The sequence below is a fragment of the Paenibacillus sp. P13VS genome, assembly GCF_015143645.1.
Classification (GTDB): Bacteria; Bacillota; Bacilli; order Paenibacillales; family Paenibacillaceae; genus Paenibacillus; species Paenibacillus xylanilyticus_A.
Genome location: NZ_WYEV01000001.1, coordinates 1 through 23,735 on the forward strand (window position 1 = coordinate 1; position 23,735 = coordinate 23,735).

The following is a 23,735-nucleotide window of genomic DNA, read 5'->3' on the forward strand; positions in this document are numbered from 1 at the left end:
TTTCAATATACGTCGAAGCCATTTAACCGTAAACTAAACCAGCTCGGCATGCTAGGCAGTCACTCCAGGCGTGGAAATTGCTTAGATAATGCCTGTATTGAATCTTTTTTCTCTCATTTGAAGACGGAGAAAATTTATTTGAATAAGGCAGCAAACAAAGCAGAGGTTGAACAGCAAGTGAGTGAATACATATTGTTTTACAACCAAAACCGATTTCAGAAAAAACTAAACGACCGTTCCCCGGTAGAATACCGGGAAACGGCCGCAGCTTAAATCTTGTCTTTTTTTGTACTGTCTACTTGACAGGGTTATGACCAATATCGCGGCTTCTTCTGAGTCAAACCAATATGGAGATGAGGATCGGCAGTGAGATCAATGACAGCACGGAGCTCATGACAAAGGATGATGCCGTCTCCACCTCAAGTGTATCGAACCTGGAAGCAATCATTGCAGCTACGGCTGAACCTGGGAAGGATACTAGCAGGATGACCATAGTCATGTCGGTTGAAGATAGTCCCATCAACAATGCAAACATGTACGTAAACAATGGCAGGGCAATCACCTTCAACAGCGAAATGCTGATGGCATTCAGACTGAATTTGATCCGGTTAATGCCCACCGTTACCCCGATTGCAAACAGGGCTGCTCCGGATGTAATGCTACCGATCTGATCAAAGGAGCTTTGCAGCAGCTGAGGTGACTGGAAGCCAACAAGTGTCAGGATCACACCCAGAAGCGGAATGCAGGCAAGCGGTTCTTTCAAACCATGGATGATGGAATGCACTGTAAGTTTAAACAAGCTTTCGCCATGACCACTCTGCTTGCCCTCTTCCGTTTTCTTCCCCACAGAACTGACAATGGTCGCGATTGGATCAAGCAGCGCATTAACTACGATGCCCGTAATTGCAATTGGAATGGTGACTTCAGCGGCACCGAACAGGTTACCCAGCACCGGAATCCCCATAAATGCAAACGAAGGTTGTGTAGCATTCAATGAAAAGATCGATGACTGGCTAAGATTGACTTTGAAAATGAAACGCATCACCAGCAGCAGTACAACATAGAAGCCAATAATCCCGAGGAATATGGTCATGAAGAATGGCCACTTGTCAATCAGGGTCTCTTTTTTCGTCGTCGTGATACCAATGAACAAATGCGCCGGCAGCGCAAACTTGGTTACCAGTGTATTCAGGCCTTTGGAGGATGCAGAGTTAAATACTTTGAAATAGCCTCCAAAAAAACCGAGTAAAATTACGAAAAATATAGGAATTAATATAATGAAAATGTCACTTACTGACATGTTGGTCAAACCTCCATTTATGATCTGAGCATTTGCAACACTTCAACAAATGACAAAAATTTTGATCATGTGATATGTTATTTTCAATTTTGGACACAGCCAAGGAATACCTGTACGGTTGGACAGGTATTCTCTCGGTGTGACGTATTGTCATATTCAAATTATTGCATGTTCACAGTTATCAAACTGCTGCAAGGATCGGTCTATATACAGGGTGCCACATGGCATCCTTAATCGCCTCTTCCACGTTTTCGAGTTGACGGCGGGCAACGCCGTCTTCGATTGCTGCTTTCGCAACTGCAACGGCCACTTTGTAAGAAACATCCTGCAATTCTTTCACCCTTGGCAGCAGTGGAGCTCCTGGTTCAGAAGAATCTACTGCACCTGCTACCGCGATCGCGGCTGCTGTAAACATATTTTTCGTAAATTTCGAAGCTTTGGCTACAATAGCTCCCAGTCCCAGACCAGGGAAAACAAATGCATTGTTGGATTGACCGATTTCGAACTGAATATCATTATACATTACAGGTTCAAATGGGCTTCCTGTTGCGATCAATGCTTTGCCATCCGTCCATTCAATGAGGCTTTTTGGAGCTGCTTCGGCGAGAGAAGTTGGATTGGACATCGGCATAATGATCGGACGTTCCACATGCTTGGCCATTTCCTTCACAACCTGTTCGTTGAAGGCACCTGTAACACCTGATGTACCGATCAGGATGGTCGGTTTAATACGAGTCACAGCTTCAAGCAGATTAACCTGTCCTTGTTCATCCCGATTCCAGTCTTTGATCTCATCCGCTTTGCGTACATATGGCTTTTGATACTCGAACAATCCTTCGATCTCGTCCGTCAAAATACCGCGATAGTCGAATGCCCAGAACCGGTTTTCCGCTTCCTCCTGCGTAAGTCCTTCTTCCATCATGGCATCCCTGATCTGATCCGCATTACCAATACCGGCAGCACCTGGGCCAAATACCAGTACACGATGCTCACGAAGTGGTACACCCGTAACCTGAACACCTGACATTACAGCAGCCAGTGTGACTGCACCCGTTCCTTGAATGTCATCGTTGAAGGTGAGCAGCTCTTCTCCATATTTATGGATGATGTTTCTGGCATTTACGCTGCCCATGTCTTCCCAGTGAAGCAGAACGTCGGGGAACCATTTGGTCGTTTCCTTCACAAAAGCCTCAATAAACTGATCATACTTCTCACCGCGGATACGTTCATGACGATTCCCTACATATAATGGATCATTCAGCAAAGTAGGATTGTTCGTTCCTACATCAAGTACCACAGGAAGTACTCGGCTTGGATCAACCCCTACGGCAGCGGTGTACACCGCCAGTTTACCGATGGCAATGTTAATGCCGCCTACACCCCAGTCTCCGATACCGAGGATGCTTTCCGAGTCGGTTACCACAATGAGATCCACGTCTCCAGCTTGCAGACCACTGTTTCGGAATGCCTCCTCCAGGCCGTCCATATCGTTAATGGAGAGGTACACTCCGCCAGGTCTGTGGTATTGATGGCTATATTCCTGTATCGCTTGCCCAACCGTAGGTGTATATACAATCGGCAGCATTTCACTAAGATGTTCTTTCAATAATCGATAAAATAAAACAATGTTTCGGTTGAACAAGTCATTCAGCATGATGCTTTTACGCAAGTTATCAGACTCATTTTGCAGCTGCTGATAAACCCGGCTCACCTGTTCTTCAATATTTAAAACCATCGGCGGCAAAATGCCGTTCAGGTTCAGTTCTTTTCTCTCTTCTTCGGTAAAGGCAATACCCTTGTTCAGAATTGGATTGGATAGAACCTCTTTACCTCTTAATTGTGTTTTCAGATTCCCGCTCGAATCAACAAAAAATGTGTTCATTACGAATAGCCTTCTTTCATGATGTCTCTTTAGTTTCTTTTTAATACTAGATAACTTTAAGTTAGTTGTTAACCTTCCGATGACAATTATATGACTTTTTCACTTTGATGTAAACGAAGTTATGAAACTTTCATGAAAGGAATTTAGTTGCTATTCGATAAATAATATTTATCAATTTGTTATTTTTCAAGAAAATCATTTTATAGCATTCTTTGGATTCGACATGAGGATTAATGACAGTACATAGGCATAAGAAAAAACCGCATTGCTGCGGTTTTATACGTTAATTGGTTTGAAATGAATTGTTACGGGATGTAAGCATCCACAACCTCTACCTTTTTCACTGCCCCATCCTCTATGTATTTCACATCTATTACGCTTCCTCTCTGAAATTTGGGGACATGTATGATTGGAATATACGTCTTCACAATAGTTTGAAAGGTCTGACCATCTTCCTGAGTAACTAACAGATCAAGACGCACGCCAGGCCGTCCATCCATGCTGGATGAAGTCTCAGCGATATCCTGGATGATTGCTTCTGCAGGCATTCCGAAGCTCAAAATCTCCTTTTTGTTCTGCATCTTCTCTTGACCCGTTCGCAGCCTTTTGGTGACATTTAAGACGAGAATCAATCCTGTGGTCAGCCCGAACACAACAATTACTATACCAATGATTACGGTCGTTAACGCTGTCGTCATTTCATCCTCCTTTAAATGAGACTTCATACAAGATTACTTCAAGATTAGATATGATATTCCTGCAACTGTTTGAATCTGTGTGCATTGATCTCGTGTGTACACCAGGTTTGATTTCAGCCTTATCTTCGATCACTCGATAGTTCAATAGGGCGCTCACAGGAGCGCCTTTTTACTTCATAGATGCCGCCTATTAAATTTCCTTGTCTGCGAATGGGCGAAACTGATCTGTAACGGTGAGTAGCTTACTGCCTTGCAGATAAAATGTATCATCCGCTTTCCACGTATGGCTTTTCTTGTTCTGCCTCCGGTGATAGACATAGTTATAGGGTGAGGTCGCAAATGTTTTGAACCCTTTCCTCCTGCATTGCCTCAGAAAAGTAACATCTTCGCCCACGGAACGGTCGGAGAATCGAACCTTCTTGAGGACTTCCTTTTTGAACAGGATCGTGCCCCCCTGCACGAATTCTGAGAATTTACTGGCTTCTTTAGGGGATCTGATCAGTAGTTTTTTCGAAGCCCCGAGATATACCAGACAGGAATGTTTGCCCACAATATCACTTCGGGTCCGTCTTAATGCCCCTACTTGTTCTTTCAGATAATAGGCAGAATAATAATCGTCGTCATCAAACTTAGCAATTAACGAATACCGGGCACGTTCAATCCCTGCATTCAAACATTGTCCCAACGAGATTCTCTCAGGAACCTGATATACATGAATATTGGCTTGGCCTCGAACACGGTTTCGATATGATTCCAGATTCATGCCGTCGTGATTCAGAATGATAATCAACTCTTTGCTCCGGTACTGCTGTCTCTTAAAATTCGTCAGAATGTTATCAAAAAACTGTGACCGGTTCGTACATACAATTATGGAAACCCCATGTCCACCCTCTGTCTTGTTCAAGGCTTAACCTCTCTTCTATGAATGATCCTTCATCATATGTAGAAGAATAGATCAGGTGTAGGCTAATAGAAAAGAATTATAGATTGAGCCCTGGCTGACCTGCCAAGGCTCCCCAAGCATGGTTACGTACCAAAATACACGTCCAGTTTTCCTGTTGGTGGCGTGGTCGCCATCCACACGGCAGCCAGATTATCAGGAGCGGCAGTAGCAGCCGTAATATAATCCCCAATGAGCGGTGTGGGAACCGGATTATTTCCATTCGGATTAAAAGAAGTCGTCGTGAGTCTACGATTACTGAACGTAACCCCACCGTCAAAAGATTCAGCAACGAATACGTCCAGAAGGAATCCGTCGATCCGGTTGGTCATATAAATGACCCGAATCGTTCCGGCAAACGGGGACACGGTAATAAATGGGAAGAAGTTCTGTGTACCTGCAGGGGCACCCGTTATACTTATGGGAGCTGACCAGAGCAGTCCATCGGGAGATTGACTGAGGAACACATCCGTGTAACCATTTCGGGCATCGTTCCAGACCCCGTATACGGTTCCACTTTTCGGTCCAATGGATATGTCGGCCCCCAGACACAGGTTGGTTTGAACTCGAAAAGCATAATTTGGCACTGGTAGTGGCGAAGGAGCTGGTACAACTGAGGAGATAAACGTAGCCTGACGTTCAATGGGAGGCTGATAAATGATTCCTCCATCATAAGATATCCTCAGTAATGCAGAAGGACTGGCAGGTCCTGTAATAATATACCCGGCATAGACCTCACCAGAAAAACCAACGGCTAACGCTGCACGGTCATGGATCCCACGTGGGTTGGACTGTCTGTCCGGTGGTTCCCAGGTCAAACCCTGATTCACTGATCTTTGCGTAAAAATGGCAGAAGATGTCGTCGCAAGAGGTGTATACCCCACGTAGGCATGCCCCCGATAAGGACTGCCTGGAGACCGATCCACGGCAATGAATGGCTCATCATTATGAACAATTGTCCCATATCCTGCTTGCACGATTACGGGAGGCTGCCACGTTTCACCATCATCAAACGAAGTATAACTTACAATTGTCCCATCATTGATTCCATTGAACACGTGAACGGTCACTATAAAGGTACTTGGAAAAGTATAGTCAATGGTAGGTGCCTCTGCTCCCGAATATCCGGCTGGCTGTGGAAGCACTGTCGTCGACCATGTGTTGCCACCATCGATTGAACGATAGAAACCTGTTAGCGTGGGCCCTGTACTGGTATCCACAGCAACAACACACATAATATTCGGATTTAGCGTATTTACAGCAATGGAAGGTTCAAACTGGCTGCCTGCCAAGGCGCCGGTAATATTCACTACTGGCAATATGCTCACCTCTATTCCTTTAAGGGATATTTGTAAATCGGTCTATTAACGTCATTTCCGACTGGAGAATTCGCTGGATAATTTGACCTGTAGAGTCAATAGCATATACATTGATAATGGTGCTTGTAGCACTGAAATAATCACTTTGCACTTCAAAAAAAGCAGCGTTAAGCAGTGGATAGATAAATGTTCTCGTAGCTTGGGGAGTCAATTGAAACAGCTCATGACCAACTGGAATACGCGTAGTTTGGGTTGTGTCCCACCGGAATACTTCAAGTTCAATATTGACGGGGGCATTAAGTGAATCATTGATGCAGTTTACAATGACCTGAGTGGATTGGGTCGCTCCAGTTACGGGATTATAGACAAGACCTGTACTATTTGGCAAAAGATTTCACTCCCTTCACTTTAGAAAAAGGTACTATTCTTCCGTTTAGACTATACTATGTTCCTGTCTATCAGCCGTCACGGCTAATATAAGTGCCTCATCGAAGGATCCTGCTCCTTTTTCATGAACCGCATAATCGTGCACATCTTGCCCTTCGCTCAACAAAACCAAAAAAGCCCTGGGAACCCCCCAGGACCTTGGCATATAGGATTGCGATTTATATAGGTTGAATTATTGATATTTTAGTTTAATCTCCACGAGAGGGAGCGTATCGGTTGAGAGCACTGCACCTGCCTCATTATTTTCTTCTTCAACCACGTCCCACTGCCTGCCAATAAGCATGCACAGCAATTCTATCTCTTGAGCGCTTAATTGGATATGCCGAAGCGTTAACTCCTCTTGGCTGTAGTCCCGATCAATCTTACGATCAAAACGAAAGTCCAGCACCCTTTTCAGACCGTTGATATGCAAAAACTTAAACTTGTATCCGCTCCGAAGAGCCTCCGCCCAATCCTCGGCAACTTCTTCTGCCGCCTGCAACCGTTCTTCCAAATCCATGGTCGGTTCCTTGATCTTGGACAGCAAAGGAGCGAGATCTCTCCGCTGCAAACGATCGATAATAGTCTCAATCGGTTCACCACTCGTCAAAACATTCTCCACCAGCATCCCTACAGGAATCGATAGCCGCACCTGACTCATGCTGAGACCCCCTCTTCTCGAAGATACTGATTGAACCAGGCATTGATCTGTTCGTAACTGTCCACTCGTAGTGAAGGCTTGCCGCTTTTCAGCAGCGAATGATTGGAACCAGGGTAGCGAATCAGTTTGGTTGTTTTGCCGTAACGTTTGAGCGTGGTATAGAGCTCCTCCGCCTGGGCAATCGGAGTCCGATAGTCCTGCTCTCCATGCATGATAAGAAGCGGTGTGTCAATCTTATGTGCATGAGCCAGCGGTGAACGGGACCATAACAGCTCAGCATTCTCTGCCGGATTGCCCCCAATGACTCCCTCCACATAAGATATGCCTATATCACTGGTACCGTACATGGACAGCCAATTGGAGATGCAGCGCTGGGTAACAGCTGCCTTGAACCGAGTGCTGTGGGCAACGATCCAGTTCGTCATAACCCCTCCGTAACTGCCGCCTGCAACACCCAGACGTGACTCATCTAATAGTTCATATGTGTCAAGGGCATGGTCAACCGCCTCCATTAAATCACGGAAGTCTCCACCCGCGAAATCGCCACGACAAGCTCTGGCAAATTCCTGTCCATATCCCATACTCCCTCGCGGATTCACCCATAAAACGGCATACCCTTGTGCTGCAAGTGTCTGCATCTCATAACTGAAAGTGCCCGTATACATTGCATGCGGGCCTCCATGGATTTGCAGAATCAGTGGAGTTTTGGCACTCGAATCCTGCCTCGCAGGCTGCAGCAGCCAACCCTGGATGCGCCAGCCATCTGTGGATGTAAATTCAATCCGTTCAGGTACATTCACTTGGAGTGCGTTGATCCATTCGTCGTTTCTCCGGGTGAGCCGGATCATTTCGCCAGTCTCAACATCCACCCGATATAGCTCTGCAGGGTGATCAGCTGTCAGTGCAGCAATGACGAGTGTAGCTCCATCAGGTGACAATGTATATTGGTACACATCCTTTTCCCCTTTTCCCGTCATGGGCTGGCAGTCTCCATTTGCATGGATACGGTACACATCCACGCTTCCATCGTGCGTACCGAGTACAAGCATGCCTCGTTCAGGATGGTTCACATCCCAGACCGGAGATGGAGACGGACCGGCAGATTTCATATCTCCAAGTGCAGCGTTGCCTAACTGCATATCCAATTTCGCTGTGATCGGCTTAGGCGTTCCGCCTTGTACGGGGACGGTATATAATCGGTTATGACTGCCGCTGCCGAATTCCCGGTCACTGGCAATCAGATTGAACATCTGTCCATCGGGAGAATAGGAGAACTGGCTCACCAGCAGACTGGAATCCGTCACTTTGAAAGGCTCACTCACTCCCGGCCGAATAGTATACACGTCAGTGAAGTACAGCAGATCCGCATCGCCCTCCTTATCCTCCACCTGCTTCGAGATAAAAGCAATGCTCCGGCTATCCGGGGACCATGTTGGTCCACTGACGTTCCATAATCCGGTGATCACTGAAGTGGCCACCCCACTTCGAACCTCATAAACAAACAGATGGCTGTATAGACCGTCCCACCAGCCGGATCCCTCCGCTTTCGGCGTTGTACGTTCATATACTTTGCCACGCAGCTCAGATGCCGTTTGATTCCTCGGCTTATCTTGGTCATCTTGGTCACCTGCATCTGTTAACTGCGCTTTGCTGGTGAAGGCAATATACTGGCCGTCAGGCGACCAAGCGTAATCCAATATTTTTCGCTCGGGCGGAATAAGTTTAACAGGTTCGTCCTCACCTGACGCAAGTATCCATAATCCTTTGCCGCCCTCTTCCAAACGCAAGAAAGCAAGCCGTGTTCCGTCCGGTGTCCAGCTCGGCGCTGTGTCCTTGGTGCCATTCGTGAGCTCGACATCATTGCTGCCATCCAGCGAGATTCCCCGAATCCGGGTGTTGTACACGTTCTTTTGCCGATCTATAGTCTGTTCTACGTAGGCCACCTGTCCATTCGGATGGATTACGGGTTGGCTAATGGAACGATAGTGATATAAATCCTCCGGTATGATCGGTCGTTTGTTCATATGAAGGTCCCCTTTCCCCAGTCCTGTTATTTTTTATTCGTTTCCGTACGTGGATCAAGTACATCGCGCAGCCAATCCCCGAGGAAAATAACACCAAGCACTGTGAATGTAATGGCTAGTCCCGGGAATGTGGCGACCCACCAGCTTGTGGCTACATATTGTCTTCCATCACTGAGCATGCCTCCCCATGAAACGTCCGGCGGCTTAATGCCGAGACCGAGGAAACTGAGCGAAGCTTCCATAATAATGGTCGTTCCGACGTTCATACCGCAGATGACGATAAAGGAAGACAGGATGTTTGGCAGAATGTGTTTTACAATCAACCGTCCATTCTTGGCTCCTATGGACCTGGCAGCATGAACGAAGTCACGCTCCTTGATGCTGAGAACCTCACTTCGAACGATACGGGTAAACGGAACCCAGTTGGTCACGCCGATGACAAAGATCAACGTCGTTATTCCCGGGCCAACGATGGCCATCACAACGAGCATGAACAGAATGGTAGGAATGGCCATGAAGGCATCCCCCACCCGCATGATGACCGCATCCAGCCATTTCCCATAAAATCCGGATAGCAGTCCCAGTATGGCTCCGATCACTCCTGAGACAATGACTGCCCCCATACCGACGATTAATGAAACGCGTGCACCATACACGATTCGGCTCCACATATCTCGGCCTAAATTATCCGTACCAAGCCAATGTTCCGAGGCTCCTCCGTCCAGCCAGGCAGGAGGTTTGAGGCGATTCAGCGGATCGACAGCTGCAGGATCGTGACTCGTTAGCAGAGGTGCACATATGGCGATCCAAACGACCAACAAAACGAGCACAGAGCCAAGCATCCCGGTCTTGCTGATGATCAGTTGTTTCCATATATAGCGAAATCCCCCTTGCGTATGTGAACTCTCCTTTTTCTGTTCCGAACCCGGAATTGGCATTTCATTGCTCCCTGTCATAGATTGCACCTCCTTCTAGTCGAATTTAATGCGCGGATCAAGCAGCCGGTAAGCTACGTCCGTCAGAATATTGGTTATAACTACGATTAATGCAATGACAAACACGGCCGCCTGAACAATCGCCATGTCATGTGTATTGACGGCGACGACCAGAAGCTGTCCCAAGCCCGGCCAAGAGAACACCGTTTCCGTAATCAGTGTTCCGCCGATCAGACTCGTAAACTGCAAGCTCATAATCGTTACAACCGGGATCAAGCCATTCCGGAACGCATGTTTCCCAATCACGACCATCCGGCCAAGCCCCTTGCTGCGTGCTGTACGAATATAATCCTGACTTAGAATTTCCAGCATACTGGAACGAATGAGACGGGTCATCTGTGCGGCCAGACCTACGCCAAGGGTAAATGCGGGCAGGATCAAGTGCGACAGACCACCACGGCCCGAGACGGGCAGAACGCCCAACATAACGGAGAACAGCAGGATCAGCATGATACCCATCCAGAAGTTTGGCATCGCCTTACCGATCACGGATATCCCCGAAATGATCAGATCGGTAAACGTATTACGTTTAACCGCCGAAATGACTCCCAGCGGCACAGCCATAAGCACCGCAAAAAACATGGCTGCTACAGCCAGTTCGAAGCTGGCAGGCAATCTCTCCAGAACAAGCTGCAGAGCTGGTTGTCCATAGCGAAAAGATTGACCGAAATCGCCCTGCAATGCGCTGACGAGGAATTTCATGTATTGCGTGTAGAGCGGTTGATCCAGCCCAAGCGCTTCCGTTAGCACCGCGCGGTCTTCCGCTGTGGCAGTCTCGGGCAGCATCAGGGCAACAGGATCACCCGTGACCCTGACCAATATGAAAACAATCAGCGATACAATGAATAATACCGGTATGACTTGCAGTAAAGATTTGAATACGTACTTCCCCATCCTCATTCACCTCCATGCGATACAAAAGAACGGCAGGAACTTGGTCAACCCAGTCCCTGCCGTTCACGGCCTATCGTTGCAATGACCAGTTGTTCTGCCGGGTCTTACTGTGCTGCAGGTGTAATCTCGTCGGCATAGAACATTTCATCACTGCGCGGCGTGAAGTTCACGCGTGCATTCGTTCCGTAGACCCCTTCCATCTGGTACAGATACACGGCTGGACGTTCCTCTGCGAAGATCTGCTGTACTTGTTGGTACTCTTTTTCACGAGCCTCAGGGTCCATATTTACCAATGCAGATTGAAGCAATTTCTCCACTTCCGGATTATTGTAATCCGATTCTCCTTTAGCTTCTTCCAACATGTAACGGTTGTAGTTATTTGAAGCGTCGAACAAGGAGTTGCCGATACCGATCATGAAAATTTCCTTGAATGATTTGGAGCTGTAACGTTCACTGAAAGCACTTGGCTCCAGCACGTCCATATTGATTTTGAAGCCTGCTTGCTCCAGCATGGCAGCAACTACTTCAACCTGTTCCTTATATTGTGATGAAACGGAAATGGTCATCTCGGCTTCGCCTTCAGCGTAACCCGCTTCTTTCAGAAGCTGTTTGGCTTTTTCCAAATCATATAGGGATGTTTTGTATAATGACGGATCTGCACCAAAGTTACCTGGCGTTACAGATGTACGAGTGACGATACCTGCTCCGCCTGCAATGCTGTCGACAATACCTTGTTTGTCGATGGCCAGATCAATGGCTTCACGGACTTTCGGATCAGCTGTAATGCTGCCTTCTGTCTGACGGAAGATCAGCTGCAGCACGCGCTGGATTGGCGCTTTGACAATTTTCTTGTCTGCTTCACCTTCAATGCGGGCGATGTCTGTAGATGGAATCGATGCAGCGACGTCAACTCCACCCGCGAGCAGTTCGGATACCCGTGTGGAAGCCTCAGGAATTACGCGGAATACGACTTCATTCCATTTCGGTTCATCGCCATAGTAGTTCTCATTCTTCACGAGTACCACACGATCATCTTTGGTCCATTTGCTGAATTTATATGGTCCGGTTCCTACCGGCTGTTTCAGGAAAGCATCCATGCCATTATCCTCGATATATTTGGCAGGAAGGATGCCTGCTCCCATTTTCGAGAGGCGGTTAAGCAGGAGCGGATCCGGACCGTCTGTAATGATATCCACCGTATGCTCATCAACAGCTTTAACTTCAACGATATTCTTGAAATAGCTGTTTTGTTTAAGCGTTTCATCTTTGGCTACACGCTCTATTGTATATTTGACGTCTGCTGAAGTGAATGGATCACCATTATGGAACGTAACCCCTTCACGCAGCTTGAAGCGCCAGGTGGTGTCATCCACTTGTTCCCAGGATTCAGCAAGTCCAGGCACTTTATTTTGTTCACTGTCGTTTTTGATCAGATAATCGAATACGTTAACCAGAACCGCCTCACTGGATGTATTGTTGTTGTTATGCGGATCGAAGCTCTCAATATCCGTTGCTGCTGCGATCGTAAGTGTTGTGCTGGCAGCTCCGCTGCCTTCCGTTCCACTTGATGCCGAATTGCTGTCTGTACCCGTGCTTGTTCCACCGCATGCGCTGAGCACCAATACTACAGCCAGTAATGTAATCCACATGCCAGTCCATTGTCTTTTTTTCATTTGGAACGTTCCCCCTCAGAAGTTGTGTTTCTTGCCAAAAACTCAAGTGCTATGGATGACAGCATGCCTACACCATACGGCATTGCTGTTTCATCCAGATCAAACATCGGATGATGAAGCGGATATCTTGTCCGCTCTTCCTCATTGCCCGAACCAAGACGGAAGAAAACGCCAGGAATCTGTTCGCAATAGAAGGCAAAATCTTCACCGCCAGTAGAAGGCGGAATGCTGCTCCATCCTTTTGCCCAATCCAATCCATCAACAGTTTCGGTAAGCAAGTCCACCATCGCATGATCGTTAACCACGACCGGATATCCATCGCCATAAACAACTTCATGCCCTGCGCCGAAGGAAGCGCACACCCCACTAACGACTTGTTCAATCAATGCAGGCATGCGTTCACGAAGGGTGGGTGAGAGTGTGCGCACCGTACCGATCATCTCCACCTCTGGCGCAATGGCTGTGCCCATATACCCGCCAGTGATTTTGCCAATGGTGACTACAACGGGCTCCAGCGGATCCACCAAACGACTGGCGATATTCTGCAGCGCTGTGATGACCTGAGCCGATACGGCAATCGCATCGATGCCTTCATGCGGCCGTGCAGCATGTCCACCTTTGCCGTATACACGAATCACCAGACGGTCTGCCGAAGCAAAAGCTACCCCTTTACTCACACCAACGGTACCCGTATCCTGGCCAGGTGTCACATGCAGACCTGCGATCGCATCCACTTTCGGATTCTCCAGTACACCGTCCTGAATCATGGCGCGTGCACCGGCAAGCCCCTCTTCTGCTGGCTGGAACACAAACTTGATGTTGCCCGACTTCGGTCTGCCGAGACCGGTAAGCAGCTCAGCTGCTCCCATCAAAATGGTGGTGTGGGCATCATGACCGCACAAGTGAGCCTTGCCTTCAACCTGGGAGCGATACTCCGCCGATTTCTGATCCTGGATCGGAAGAGCGTCCATGTCTGCCCGGAGCGCAATGGTTGGACCATCCGTTTCCCCGCGAAGCAAACCGACAACCCCGGTCCTGCCAACATGACGGGTCACTTCAAGCCCCAGGCTCTCCAGATGTTCGGCCACGATTCCTGAAGTACGCACCTCTTCGTATCCGATTTCCGGATGGCGATGGAGGTCTCTCCGCCAGTTCGTGAGCTTCGGCTGCAGCTGCTGTGCGAGTTCAAATAGTGTTGTTTGTTCCATTATTGCTCATTCCCTTCCTGTGGTTCTGATGAGACCAACCGTGAATAGATGGCATCAGCGGAAAATGCAATGTGACGTTTCATCGTATCTCGAGATTTCACCGGATCACGTGATTTCAGCGCTTCAAGTATCTCGGTATGTACTCCTTGGTTAAGAACCCGAATGTTTTCATCGTAAGGCATCAGATCCAGCGCAGGATTAATCTTGGTACGAATCTGTCTGACGGCCGTTTCCAGGTAAGGATTCCCTGACGCCTTGGCAATCGTCAGATGAAACTTGACATCCAGTGCCCTGAACCATTCCCGGGTACAATCTGGCTCGATACTCTGTTTGATGTATGCTTCCAGCAGCTCCAGTTCGCCTGCGGTGATCCGCTCAGCAGCCAGAAAAGCACCTTCCGGCTCCACGATTGTCCGATATTCAAACACATGTAACATCTGATCCCAGTCACGCATGATTTCTTCCTTGGTTCTTTTGTGTGCATTAGCCGTGATGGGCAGTACGAATGTTCCTCCCTTGGCACCAACACGTTTTTCAATCAATCCCTTACTCTCAAGAGCAGATAAGGCTTCACGAACCGTAATTCGGCTTGCATTGAACATTTCGGCAAGTTCACGTTCCGAAGGGAGCTGATCTTCACTCATGATTTCTTTAAGGATAATAGCTTCCTCTAACTGTTCTCTGATAAACTCACTGACCTTTATTGCAGAAACTTTCTCAAACTGGAAAGTCGCTTGGTTAAACATATCAACACTCCGATCGATATAATGTCTAAACCTTATACCATTAACTCTTATTCATAATATAATTCCGAGTAAACAGATATGCAATGTTTTTTTTCAAAATATCACAAATATTTTTTTAATCCGACAAAAATGCCTAATCTAATAACGAAAAAGACGCTGCCGAATATCAGCAGCGTCTTCCCATCGTTTAATTAGTGTGGCTTCGAAAAAATTAGTTTTGCTCGTTCAAGTACACCGCTTTTCCCGTGCGAGCAGATTCATAGAGAGCTTCGAGAATTTGCGATACCACCAGAGCTTGTTTAGGTGTAACTACAGGTTCTTGATCCTTATCGATCGCTTCAATCCATTTTCTCATCTCAACATCCGGCGCACTTTCCGACTTCCCGTCATAGAACGCTACGCCGTCTGCACTAAGGGAGATCTCATTCGTATAGAGACGGCTGAATTTCTCGCCGTTAATGCGCAGGCCATTCTTCATGTCGGCTCCGGCTTCCGTTCCACTAAGACTGCATTTTGCTTCATCTACATCCAGCGAATTCAGCGCCCAGCTGGATTCCAGCATGATGGTCGCCCCATTTTCCATCACGATCATGCCGAAGGCCGAATCCTCAACCGAGAATTTCTTCGGATCCCACGGGCCCCATGCATTCGCTGCATTTTCCTTTTGGGAGAGCTCATGATACGTCGTGCCTAGAACCACTTTGGGTTTGTAGTTGTCCATCATCCAGAGTGTCAGGTCCAGTGCATGTGTACCGATATCGATCAGTGGTCCGCCGCCTTGTTTTTCTTCATCGAGGAAAACACCCCACGTTGGTACGGCTCTTCTGCGAATCGCATGTGCCTTGGCAAAATAGATCGATCCCAGATCGCCTGCTTCGCACATCTGCTTCAGGTACAAGCTGTCTTCTCTGAAGCGGTTATTGTATCCAATGGTCAGCTTTTTGCCTGTGCGTTCAGCTGCTTCAAGCATGCTCTGTGCTTCGGCGGATGTCTTGGCCATCGGTTTTTCACACATGACGTGTTTGCCCGCTTCAAGTGCAGCAATGGAGATTTCAGCATGCGAAATATTTGGCGTGAGTACATGAACGATATCAATCGTTTCATCCTTCAGCAGCTCCTGATAATCCGTGTATACTTCGGCTTCGGCACTGCCATATTTCTCTTTGGCTTCCTCAGCCCGTTCAGGAACAATATCACAGAATGCAACCAGTTCAACATTATCGAGCTTGCTCAAACTTGGCAGATGCTTGCCATTCGCAATCCCGCCACATCCAACAATTCCAATTCGATACATTTTACTCATATCCATTCACCCTCACTTTTGATTTGGTTTGTTTTATCTTCCGAAAAGCGGACGGGGTCATGCCCAGGCGCTTGCGGAAGACGGCATGCAAATAGTTGGCATTGGTAAAACCGGAGACGAGCGCAATTTGTTCAATTGATCCATTGCTTTCCTCCAGATTGCGGCACACTGCCCCAAGGCGAATATCCTCCAGCACACGGCTGAACGGCATGCCTGGCTGCACCTGATAAAATATCCGCTGCAGTTGTCTGGTGCTGATATGTAGCTTCTCTGCCACATTCTCCAGTGTTACGGCATTGGAATAGTTGGCCTCCATATACTGGACAGCGTATTCATACCTGTACATGGACATATCCCGCTCCGGTGCTTCAACCCGGATTTCGCCGTTATCATGGGCACGAACGGTTCTCAGCAGAATGCTGATTACAAGCTGTTTAATGGATGTATAATACCCGATCAGTTTACGATCACATGCTTCATACGCTTCCAAAAAACAGTTCATGGCCCGGTGATAATCATGCACCGGAACGAGGGGCAGCGCTTTGAGCTTGGCGATCGTTTCCTCGGATTCTGCGGCTTCCCACGGATCGACATCCTCTCTGGGCTGCTCAACAATATCCACATGGAGACATAGTTCATCCATGTCCTCTTCGGCATCGGCCTCTTGGTAGTGAACGACGCCAGGTCCAGTCAAATAAAGCATGCCTTCGGACAAGGAATGCATCTGGTCTCCCAGAATAACTTTCCCCTTGCCCCGCGGTATAAAATGAAATTCAAATTCCGCATGGTTATGAAAATCAACGATTCGACCTGCCGGAAATGACGTTAAGTGAAATCGTAAAACCCGTATTTCGTAATGTCCCCAAGCAATGGATATATCCAAACGCTCGAGGAGATCCTGTCGTTCAAGCATTTTTTCAAAAGGATATCGGTTCAATGTCGTACCTCCCCAACCAGCCTAACCTTGCAAATCACTGAGGGAGATCCTGCGTCCTTCCTTGGCAGAGGTGTTGGCAGCTTCCATCAGGCGTGTCAGCTCGGCGGCAATCTGCAGATTCTCAGAAGCCAAGGAATCATTCTGAATATGGGAAACCCACTGACTGAATGCGCTTTCTCTTTTCTCCAGCAACGGAAGCTCAGTCCACTCTTTAACCGCCTCTGTACCCGCATTGGTCCGGATCAGCAGCCTGTCGTCAGGTGTACCATACAACAAGGTGCCTTCCGTTCCATGAACTTCAATGGTAAATGGAGAGTGACTGTTCACGAAACCGGCCTCAACCACACCGATCGCTCCAGAATCCGTAAACAGGGTTGCAACTGCATTATCTTCTACCTCTTTGCCTGTGACATAGCCGAAATTGGCACTCACACCTGTCACTTCCTGACCCAAAAAGAGTCTGGTTAAATACATCGGATGGCACCCCAGGTCAATCATAGCACCTCCCTGACATTCCTCCAAGTTATAAAAATGCTGCGGCAGCCAGTCTGCAATCGCTCCGTTATGAGACAGGCGAACCCGGACATAAGTCACTTTCCCCAATAAACCTTGCTGGAGCACATCCTGAATGGTTAGCGTATACCCGTCATTTAAGCGAGGTAAGGATACGGTCATCTTGACTCCCTGCTCACGGACTTCAGCCAGGATTGCATTCACCTCTTTGACCGTTGAAGCAATGACTTTTTCCGTAAAAATATGTTTACCTGCTCTTGCGGCAGCGGTGATGACGTTCTGGTGGTCACGGGTAGGTGCATCCACGATCACGGCGTCAATGTCCTTCTGTGCCAGCATCTCTTCCAGAGATGAAAAGTAGGGTACTTTCAGTCGTTCGGCAGCTTCCTGCCCCCGCTGAACATTGTCATCCCATACCGCTGCAATTTCAGTGTCCTCATGTTCCTGGACTTGCTTGATATAATCCCATGCATGCACATGCCACAAGCTTATTTTACCAATTCGAATGGTCACGATGTCTTACCTCCTATTATATAATATCCTGACATTTAAATATAAGTTATCACAGACTTCATTTAATTTTAATAGAATCAGACGACAACAAATATACAAAATTACGACATCCCATTCAGAGTCGACGTTCTGAGTTCAACAAACTAAGAAGCTGTCTTCTCCATGATTTTGCGGTTAAAAGGCTTTCCATTAAGGTTTAATGGCTAATCATGAAAATGCAAAAAAAGAACCAGGGCTCATGCTAACGCATGGCCCTGGTCTTGCTTCATTGAATGGATTCTACTTCATGGACATTCGCGATTTAAGGAAGCAAATTCTCTTCTGCAGTTACTTCCGGTTCCGGTTCAGGAGTGTTCTCTTCCCCGGCAGTTACGTATAACCGACCTGGTGCTTCGGTCTCGATTTTGTTGCCCGCTGCATCCTGAACGCGAATAACAATGACTCCACCCTCAAGGACTAACGAGGAAGGTGTAGTATATGTTCCCGTATAATGACCGGGCTCTGTCTCCACCAGTGGAATCTCCGATCCGCCTTCCGCATTCAGATTCAGCGGCAGCTGGATTCGGAATGAAGCCTGCAGTCCTGGAGCACTGTCGAAGGAAACTGTTACGGTTTCTCCGGATGCAATTCGCACATCTTCGGCAGGTGCAATATTGGTCAACTCAGGCAGCGTTGTTTCCACGTAGACTTTACGGGTTACCGTTGTTTTATTGCCCGCGACGTCCGTCGCAATGACCGTAATCGTGTTTTCGCCTTCATTGACGAGAATACGATGACTGAAGCTTCGGTCTTTCTCCAATTTGACTGTCTCGCCGTTTACGGTAACCTTGTTGAGGAATTGATCCACTGCGCTGCCTGTAACATGCACCACTTCAGCGTTGGTTCGACTTCCTTCCTCAGGCGTAAGAATAGTCAATTGCGGAGGCGTCAGATCCTGGATAATAACAACAGGAAGTGAGCGATCCGTTACTTTACCATCAATTATTGCCTCTGCAGTAAAGGCATTGACTCCTGAACGAAGTTTGGCGTCAAACTTGAACGTTCCGTTGGTTACCGTTGTTGTTCCCGCTACATCTTTGCCATTGTAGATTTTGATCTGAGCTCCATTCGCCGGAGAAGTACCTGATACGGTGAATGTCGTTTTATTGGAATACGTATTGCTTGGTGCCGTAAGAACGGGTGCGTTTACCGGATATCTCACCACCGCCCGAATCATATAGTTACCTTCTTCTGCCGGTGCTGTGTCCCATACGCCGCTTACGCGCTGCCAGCTTCGTCCGGCATTGGTTCCGTTCTCATCGGTAGCGAGTCCCGGTGCACTTGTTCCTGCAACGGATTGTATATACACGATATAGAAATCTCCACTCGTGATGACCGGTTCCGGGAATTCAACGCTGGTCCACTGATCGTTGCGCAGTGCTGTTCCCTCAAACGGTCCAGCCAGCAAACGCCCCGGTGCTCCATTTGCTCCGGAAGCATCATAGACAGCATATTGGAATCCGGTTCCACCAGGCACAGGCCACTCTGTGTTCCAGAATCGGAACGATGCGCCTGTTACTTGAGCGGTTGCTTGCTCAGGTGTCATCCGGACCGCCCAGGCATTATCTGCGGCTACAAAGGCTCTTGCATTCTCCGCTGTACCGTCATCATATGCGATTTCTCCAGGGAAACCAATAAACGGCTTCAATGCCACACTTGCATCCGCAGCACCATTCCCTGGTACCGTCACAGTAACGGTTTTGCTGTAATAGTCTGCAGCTCTGACGGAGACGGTATAACTTCCTTCCAGCACATCCAGTACGAAACTGCCGTCCGACCCGGTACGAACCTCGCCTACCTGGGCATCTTCCAGTACCAGAACGGAAGCATCGGCCACCGGTTCGCCTGTACGCTCGTCGGTAACGATACCTTCAATCGTACCATGAGGTATAGCTTCCAGATTGAAATTGGCTTTTGCACCACTACCGTCGGTAATGGTTACTGCTTGTGTACGCGGATAATAACCATAGGCCTCCGCTTTCAAAGTATAATCACCCGCCACATGCGTGAAGCTGTATTTCCCTGTGGATGGATCGGTTTTCACCGAACGTCCGGTTTCAATGACCGTAACCGTTGCACTTGCAGGCAGGCTTTGTGGATTAACGGAGCCTGTTTCCGGTTTCTCAGCCTCAGGCTGCTGCTGCTTGGATTGATTGAATTCTGCTTTATCGGTTCGGGTAACCTTGTACCAGGAGTTGTCATATTCCGGTTTTGGCTTGTCACTGCTCAGCACTACCGAACTATCCTGTGTAACCGTCTCTGGAGCAATGCTCAAGATGCGGAAATCATCAATATACCAACCGCTCTTGACCACACTGCTATCGGAGGTCAGGCGGAATCGGAATTGAACTTCGTTTCCAGTCAACGAACTCAGATCATAAAAGACCGGTGTCCATTGCTTACCATTCGAATTATGTGAGAACTTGCCCAGCTCTGACCATGTGCTTCCACCATCAGATGAAGCTTCCACATAGCCAAAATCATATCCGCTCTCAATTTCATACCAGTGGTTGAATGTCAGAGTAGCATCATTGGTATCCGTCAAATCCACAACGGGTGAAACCAGTGAGTAGTTTGAACCATTCTCATACGTACTGTCCAGATCCGTTGCCCAGACATTTGGCGGAGAAACGGCACTCGCCGGTCCACTGACTGGAACCCCGCGTTCCCACTCATCCTTCGTTCCCGAATGAGTCCAGCCATTATTGTCATTACCGTCAAATTGGTCGACGTAAATGTCTTCCGGCACCTCAACCGAGATGGATACCTCATTCGACTTTTCACTCTCATTGCCGCTATAATCCAGAGCCGCAACGGTGTAATAGTACGTTGCATCCGTTACTGTAGCTGTATCCGTAAATGTTGTCGCTCTTGTATTTCCGATCGCCTCGTATTCGGCACCCGAAGTTGTCGAACGATACACGACATAAGACTCTAGATCCTCATCGTCAGGTCCATTCCAGGATAAAGCCACATTACCCAAAACGTCAGCTGTAGCACTCAGCTCTACAGGTGCACCCGGAGCGATATCATCTGGTGCTTGTACAGAGAAGTCATCGATATACCAGCCTGCCTTTTGTACCGTGTTGTCACTGGTCAGATTAAACTGGATGAACACCTGTTCTCCTGCATATTCACGCAGGTCCACATACTGGGTTTTCCAATCACCGCTTGTGCCAGTGAAGCTTAATAGTTCTTCAAATACATAGTCACTGTCTTCTGTCGCGATGTATACCTTACCGAAGTCAATATTGCTCTCCAGATCAAACCAGTGTTTGAACGAGAGTAATGCCCCTTCAGGACTTTCGGTTAGATCAATAGGTGGAGCGAGCAGATAGGCGTTGCTGTTTGCGGCATACGTACCTTCCAGGTTGGTCGCAATGACCTTCTCGCCGGAGGCTGCACTGCCAGGTCCGCTGGTTGGCGCACCCCAAACCCATGTGCTTCCTGTACCTCCTGTTGTGAAGCCCAACTGATCTTCTTCAAAATCCTGAACATATCCAGGCTGGACTCCATTGGATACAGCCACTTTGTACACCTGGCTGTCAAATCCGTTGTTGCCGTAATCGTTAACCCGGATATAATATTCCACGCCTGCAGGTTCAATCAGGAATGCCGGAATGGAAGTGGAATAGGTTCCATCCTTGCTGTCTCCTGCTATGCGATTCATCGGCAGATAGACATACTGGCTTGTTCCCGTCGTTTTGGCAAAAGCCTCTACGGAGACCACTCCCACATTGTCCGTTACATGAGCCGTCAGCGGAATATCGAGTCCGGTAAAGGCTGAATTCACAGGTGTATGCTGGAGTACCGGTTCTTCCAGATCATCTCCTGCCGTTACCACTCGTCCGGATACGGTTCCTATTCCTTCAAGCACGGAACCCACAGCGTCCAAGGCATTGATAATACCATGCCCGTAACCGTTGTTGGGCGAAGTTGGAAATTGACTGTCCGTACGCGGTGTTGCTGTATCCATAATGATCTGTTCCAGCTGATCTACGCTCAGGGAATGATTGGCCTGGAGCAGTAATGCAGCAAGTGCAGTCGTATGGGGACCCGCCATGGAAGTTCCATTCCAACCTCCCTCGTATACCCCGCCAGGAACAGCTGATCGGATATTGACTCCTGGTGCCGAGACTTCCGGCTTGATCTCATCATATGGAGATGGACCCTGAAGTGAGAATGAGGCCAGGTTACCGTTAATATCTGTTGCTCCTGTGGAGAAGCTTTCCGGATAATTCGCTGGATTCGCAACTGAGCCTGGGCCACCTGGATTCGTTAATCTCACATTACCTGCCGAAAACTCAGGGAAAATCTGTGCATCCCGCCAGGCTTGTACCATTGGCCGGAACCACTCGTCCAGTCCGGCACCACCACCCCAGGAGTTGTTGACAACATCCGGGGCAAGCTCAGGATGCAGGTTGCCTTCGGCATCCACTGGAGCGATCAGCCATTGCCCGCCGTCCAGGATGATGGCATCAGTGGTTTCCGGATTGAATATCCGCACACCGATCCATTTGGCACCTGGAGCCACACCGATCTGATTGCTTCCATCTTCCTCCGAACCCACCATCGTACCCATCGTATGTGTACCATGCCCGTCTTCATCCGCAGGCAGGGAAGCGTTACTATGTGGATCATACCAGCTAAGCTCTGGATCAACGATATTACCAGATGCATCGAATCCTCTCCATTTGCTGCGAAGAGCTGGATGATTGTAATCAACCCCACTATCCAAGTTGGCAACGACGATGCCTGTTCCATCGATTCCTCTCTCCCAAACTGCGGGTGCATTGATATAATCGATATTCCATTCGACATTTTCTGTTGTCAGATTATCCTTTGTTGCAGCTGCCGAGTCCTTGGAAGTTGCTGCATCTTCCTTGACCGGTGTTTTTGCAGGAGCTGCAGACGGAGCTGCACTTGCATTTTCTTTGCTCACCTCAGCTTTTTGCAAGTAACGCGTTTCGTTAGGGAGAACTTTCTCCACTTCAGGCAGAAGAGCAATCTGTTCCATGACTTCCTTGGTACTCGTTACGGCGAGTGAATTGACGATAAAATAGCTTTTATATTCTTTGACATTTCCTTTGTCAATTTCTTTCTCGAGATAGCTTTCAAGCGTGTACTGCGTCCGCGAAGCCGTTTCCCGGAGAGAGCTGACAACCGAATTTCGTACGGACAGCTTGGTCGCTGATGCCGTCTGTTTCTCGATCGTCGCCTTTTCCATGGCCTGTTTCGAGACCGCTGACGTATCCACCTGCTCCTTCATTTTTACGAGATAGGTGACATAGTCGCTACCCTCAAACTGTTTGGTCAATTTCGCGTTGACTTTGGATGTCGAAACCTTGGCCTGGCTTGATTTCATGTCGATTTTTTGTGATGTGGAGTTTTCAGCTGAAACCGGATGTACAATCGAAAATGCAAGGAGAAGCGAGAGGCCCATGGAGATGGGCTTGCGTAACCGATTACTCTTAATCAAACTTTTCCACTCCTTTTACCCGGTTTTTGGATTATTCTGATGCTTAAGCCCTTCTCAATTAAAATCAAAATGGAATTACGGCCTTTTGCGGACACCAATAGACGCCCGAATCATTACATAGAGCCTCACCTCCTTTAAAGGTCTGGTTACACAGGCGATATGAAACGGTAGCAGCAGATTGTAAG

The 23,735-nt window shown here is 48.1% G+C and carries 18 protein-coding genes; 1 reads left to right on the top strand and 17 read right to left on the bottom strand.

Annotated features, from left to right (window positions below; all coding sequences use genetic code 11):
- Positions 1-273, top strand: a 273-nt coding sequence (locus GUA98_RS00005; protein ID WP_193721675.1) for an IS3 family transposase, incomplete at its 5' end; no start/stop codon positions are given.
- A gap of 64 nt (positions 274-337) precedes the next feature.
- Here the strand turns inward: GUA98_RS00005 and GUA98_RS00010 are convergent.
- From GUA98_RS00010 to GUA98_RS00090, 17 genes are all read right to left on the bottom strand, one after another.
- Positions 338-1,300 carry an AEC family transporter gene (locus GUA98_RS00010; RefSeq protein WP_193721676.1) on the bottom strand — a complete coding sequence of 321 codons (963 nt, stop codon included), beginning with the start codon at positions 1,298-1,300 and terminating at the stop codon, positions 338-340.
- A 181-nt stretch (positions 1,301-1,481) separates the two neighbouring features.
- Positions 1,482-3,182: an NAD-dependent malic enzyme gene (locus tag GUA98_RS00015; RefSeq protein ID WP_095358288.1), complete on the bottom strand. Its 1,701-nt coding sequence runs from the start codon at positions 3,180-3,182 to the stop codon at positions 1,482-1,484.
- Positions 3,183-3,487: 305 nt separating this feature from the next.
- Positions 3,488-3,880, bottom strand: a complete 393-nt coding sequence (locus GUA98_RS00020) for a hypothetical protein (protein ID WP_153978320.1) — start codon at positions 3,878-3,880, stop codon at positions 3,488-3,490.
- A gap of 190 nt (positions 3,881-4,070) precedes the next feature.
- Positions 4,071-4,784, bottom strand: a complete 714-nt coding sequence (locus GUA98_RS00025) for a glycosyltransferase (RefSeq protein ID WP_153978319.1) — start codon at positions 4,782-4,784, stop codon at positions 4,071-4,073.
- 122 nt (positions 4,785-4,906) lie between these two features.
- Complete coding sequence (locus GUA98_RS00030) at positions 4,907-6,130, bottom strand: sialidase family protein (protein ID WP_227779313.1); 1,224 nt, start codon at positions 6,128-6,130, stop codon at positions 4,907-4,909.
- 28 nt (positions 6,131-6,158) lie between these two features.
- Positions 6,159-6,527: a hypothetical protein gene (locus GUA98_RS00035; protein WP_153978317.1), complete on the bottom strand. Its 369-nt coding sequence runs from the start codon at positions 6,525-6,527 to the stop codon at positions 6,159-6,161.
- Between the two features lie 231 nt (positions 6,528-6,758).
- Entirely contained in the window at positions 6,759-7,226 is a 468-nt protein-coding gene (locus tag GUA98_RS00040; protein WP_153978316.1) for a hypothetical protein, read from the bottom strand.
- Positions 7,223-9,250: an alpha/beta hydrolase family protein gene (locus GUA98_RS00045; RefSeq protein ID WP_193721677.1), complete on the bottom strand. Its 2,028-nt coding sequence runs from the start codon at positions 9,248-9,250 to the stop codon at positions 7,223-7,225. The genes GUA98_RS00040 and GUA98_RS00045 overlap by 4 nt, the downstream gene beginning before the upstream one ends.
- 26 nt (positions 9,251-9,276) lie before the next feature.
- Positions 9,277-10,206, bottom strand: coding sequence for an ABC transporter permease (locus GUA98_RS00050; protein ID WP_153978314.1), 930 nt, complete (start codon positions 10,204-10,206; stop codon positions 9,277-9,279).
- Between the two features lie 15 nt (positions 10,207-10,221).
- The gene (locus GUA98_RS00055) at positions 10,222-11,139 is read right to left on the bottom strand and encodes an ABC transporter permease (protein WP_153978313.1); all 918 of its coding nucleotides are present in this window, start codon (positions 11,137-11,139) and stop codon (positions 10,222-10,224) included.
- A 104-nt stretch (positions 11,140-11,243) separates the two neighbouring features.
- Positions 11,244-12,812: an ABC transporter substrate-binding protein gene (locus tag GUA98_RS00060; protein WP_153978312.1), complete on the bottom strand. Its 1,569-nt coding sequence runs from the start codon at positions 12,810-12,812 to the stop codon at positions 11,244-11,246.
- Positions 12,809-14,020, bottom strand: a complete 1,212-nt coding sequence (locus tag GUA98_RS00065) for a M20 metallopeptidase family protein (protein WP_193721678.1) — start codon at positions 14,018-14,020, stop codon at positions 12,809-12,811. The genes GUA98_RS00060 and GUA98_RS00065 overlap by 4 nt, the downstream gene beginning before the upstream one ends.
- Positions 14,020-14,766: a FadR/GntR family transcriptional regulator gene (locus GUA98_RS00070; protein WP_193721679.1), complete on the bottom strand. Its 747-nt coding sequence runs from the start codon at positions 14,764-14,766 to the stop codon at positions 14,020-14,022. Before GUA98_RS00070 ends, GUA98_RS00065 begins: the two co-directional genes overlap by 1 nt.
- Before the next feature lie 211 nt (positions 14,767-14,977).
- Complete coding sequence (locus GUA98_RS00075) at positions 14,978-16,069, bottom strand: Gfo/Idh/MocA family protein (RefSeq protein WP_193721680.1); 1,092 nt, start codon at positions 16,067-16,069, stop codon at positions 14,978-14,980.
- Entirely contained in the window at positions 16,062-17,006 is a 945-nt protein-coding gene (locus tag GUA98_RS00080; RefSeq protein WP_227779314.1) for an AraC family transcriptional regulator, read from the bottom strand. Before GUA98_RS00080 ends, GUA98_RS00075 begins: the two co-directional genes overlap by 8 nt.
- Positions 17,007-17,027: 21 nt before the next feature.
- Complete coding sequence (locus tag GUA98_RS00085; RefSeq protein ID WP_193721681.1) at positions 17,028-18,032, bottom strand: Gfo/Idh/MocA family protein; 1,005 nt, start codon at positions 18,030-18,032, stop codon at positions 17,028-17,030.
- A 301-nt stretch (positions 18,033-18,333) separates the two neighbouring features.
- Positions 18,334-23,550, bottom strand: coding sequence for a S8 family peptidase (locus GUA98_RS00090; protein ID WP_193721682.1), 5,217 nt, complete (start codon positions 23,548-23,550; stop codon positions 18,334-18,336).
- Between the last annotated feature and the right edge of the window lie 185 nt (positions 23,551-23,735).

Bases quoted from the DNA above. Each gene is read 5' to 3' on its own strand.
- GUA98_RS00065 (WP_193721678.1), bottom strand. From the start codon at position 14,020: ATGGAACAAACAACACTATTTGAACTCGCACAGCAGCTGCAGCCGAAG.
- GUA98_RS00050 (WP_153978314.1), bottom strand. From the start codon at position 10,206: ATGACAGGGAGCAATGAAATGCCAATTCCGGGTTCGGAACAGAAAAAG.
- GUA98_RS00070 (WP_193721679.1), bottom strand. From the start codon at position 14,766: ATGTTTAACCAAGCGACTTTCCAGTTTGAGAAAGTTTCTGCAATAAAG.
- GUA98_RS00055 (WP_153978313.1), bottom strand. From the start codon at position 11,139: ATGGGGAAGTACGTATTCAAATCTTTACTGCAAGTCATACCGGTATTA.
- GUA98_RS00015 (WP_095358288.1), bottom strand. From the start codon at position 3,182: ATGAACACATTTTTTGTTGATTCGAGCGGGAATCTGAAAACACAATTA.
- GUA98_RS00075 (WP_193721680.1), bottom strand. From the start codon at position 16,069: ATGAGTAAAATGTATCGAATTGGAATTGTTGGATGTGGCGGGATTGCG.
- GUA98_RS00060 (WP_153978312.1), bottom strand. From the start codon at position 12,812: ATGAAAAAAAGACAATGGACTGGCATGTGGATTACATTACTGGCTGTA.
- GUA98_RS00040 (WP_153978316.1), bottom strand. From the start codon at position 7,226: ATGAGTCAGGTGCGGCTATCGATTCCTGTAGGGATGCTGGTGGAGAAT.
- GUA98_RS00010 (WP_193721676.1), bottom strand. From the start codon at position 1,300: ATGTCAGTAAGTGACATTTTCATTATATTAATTCCTATATTTTTCGTA.
- GUA98_RS00020 (WP_153978320.1), bottom strand. From the start codon at position 3,880: ATGACGACAGCGTTAACGACCGTAATCATTGGTATAGTAATTGTTGTG.
- GUA98_RS00045 (WP_193721677.1), bottom strand. From the start codon at position 9,250: ATGAACAAACGACCGATCATACCGGAGGATTTATATCACTATCGTTCC.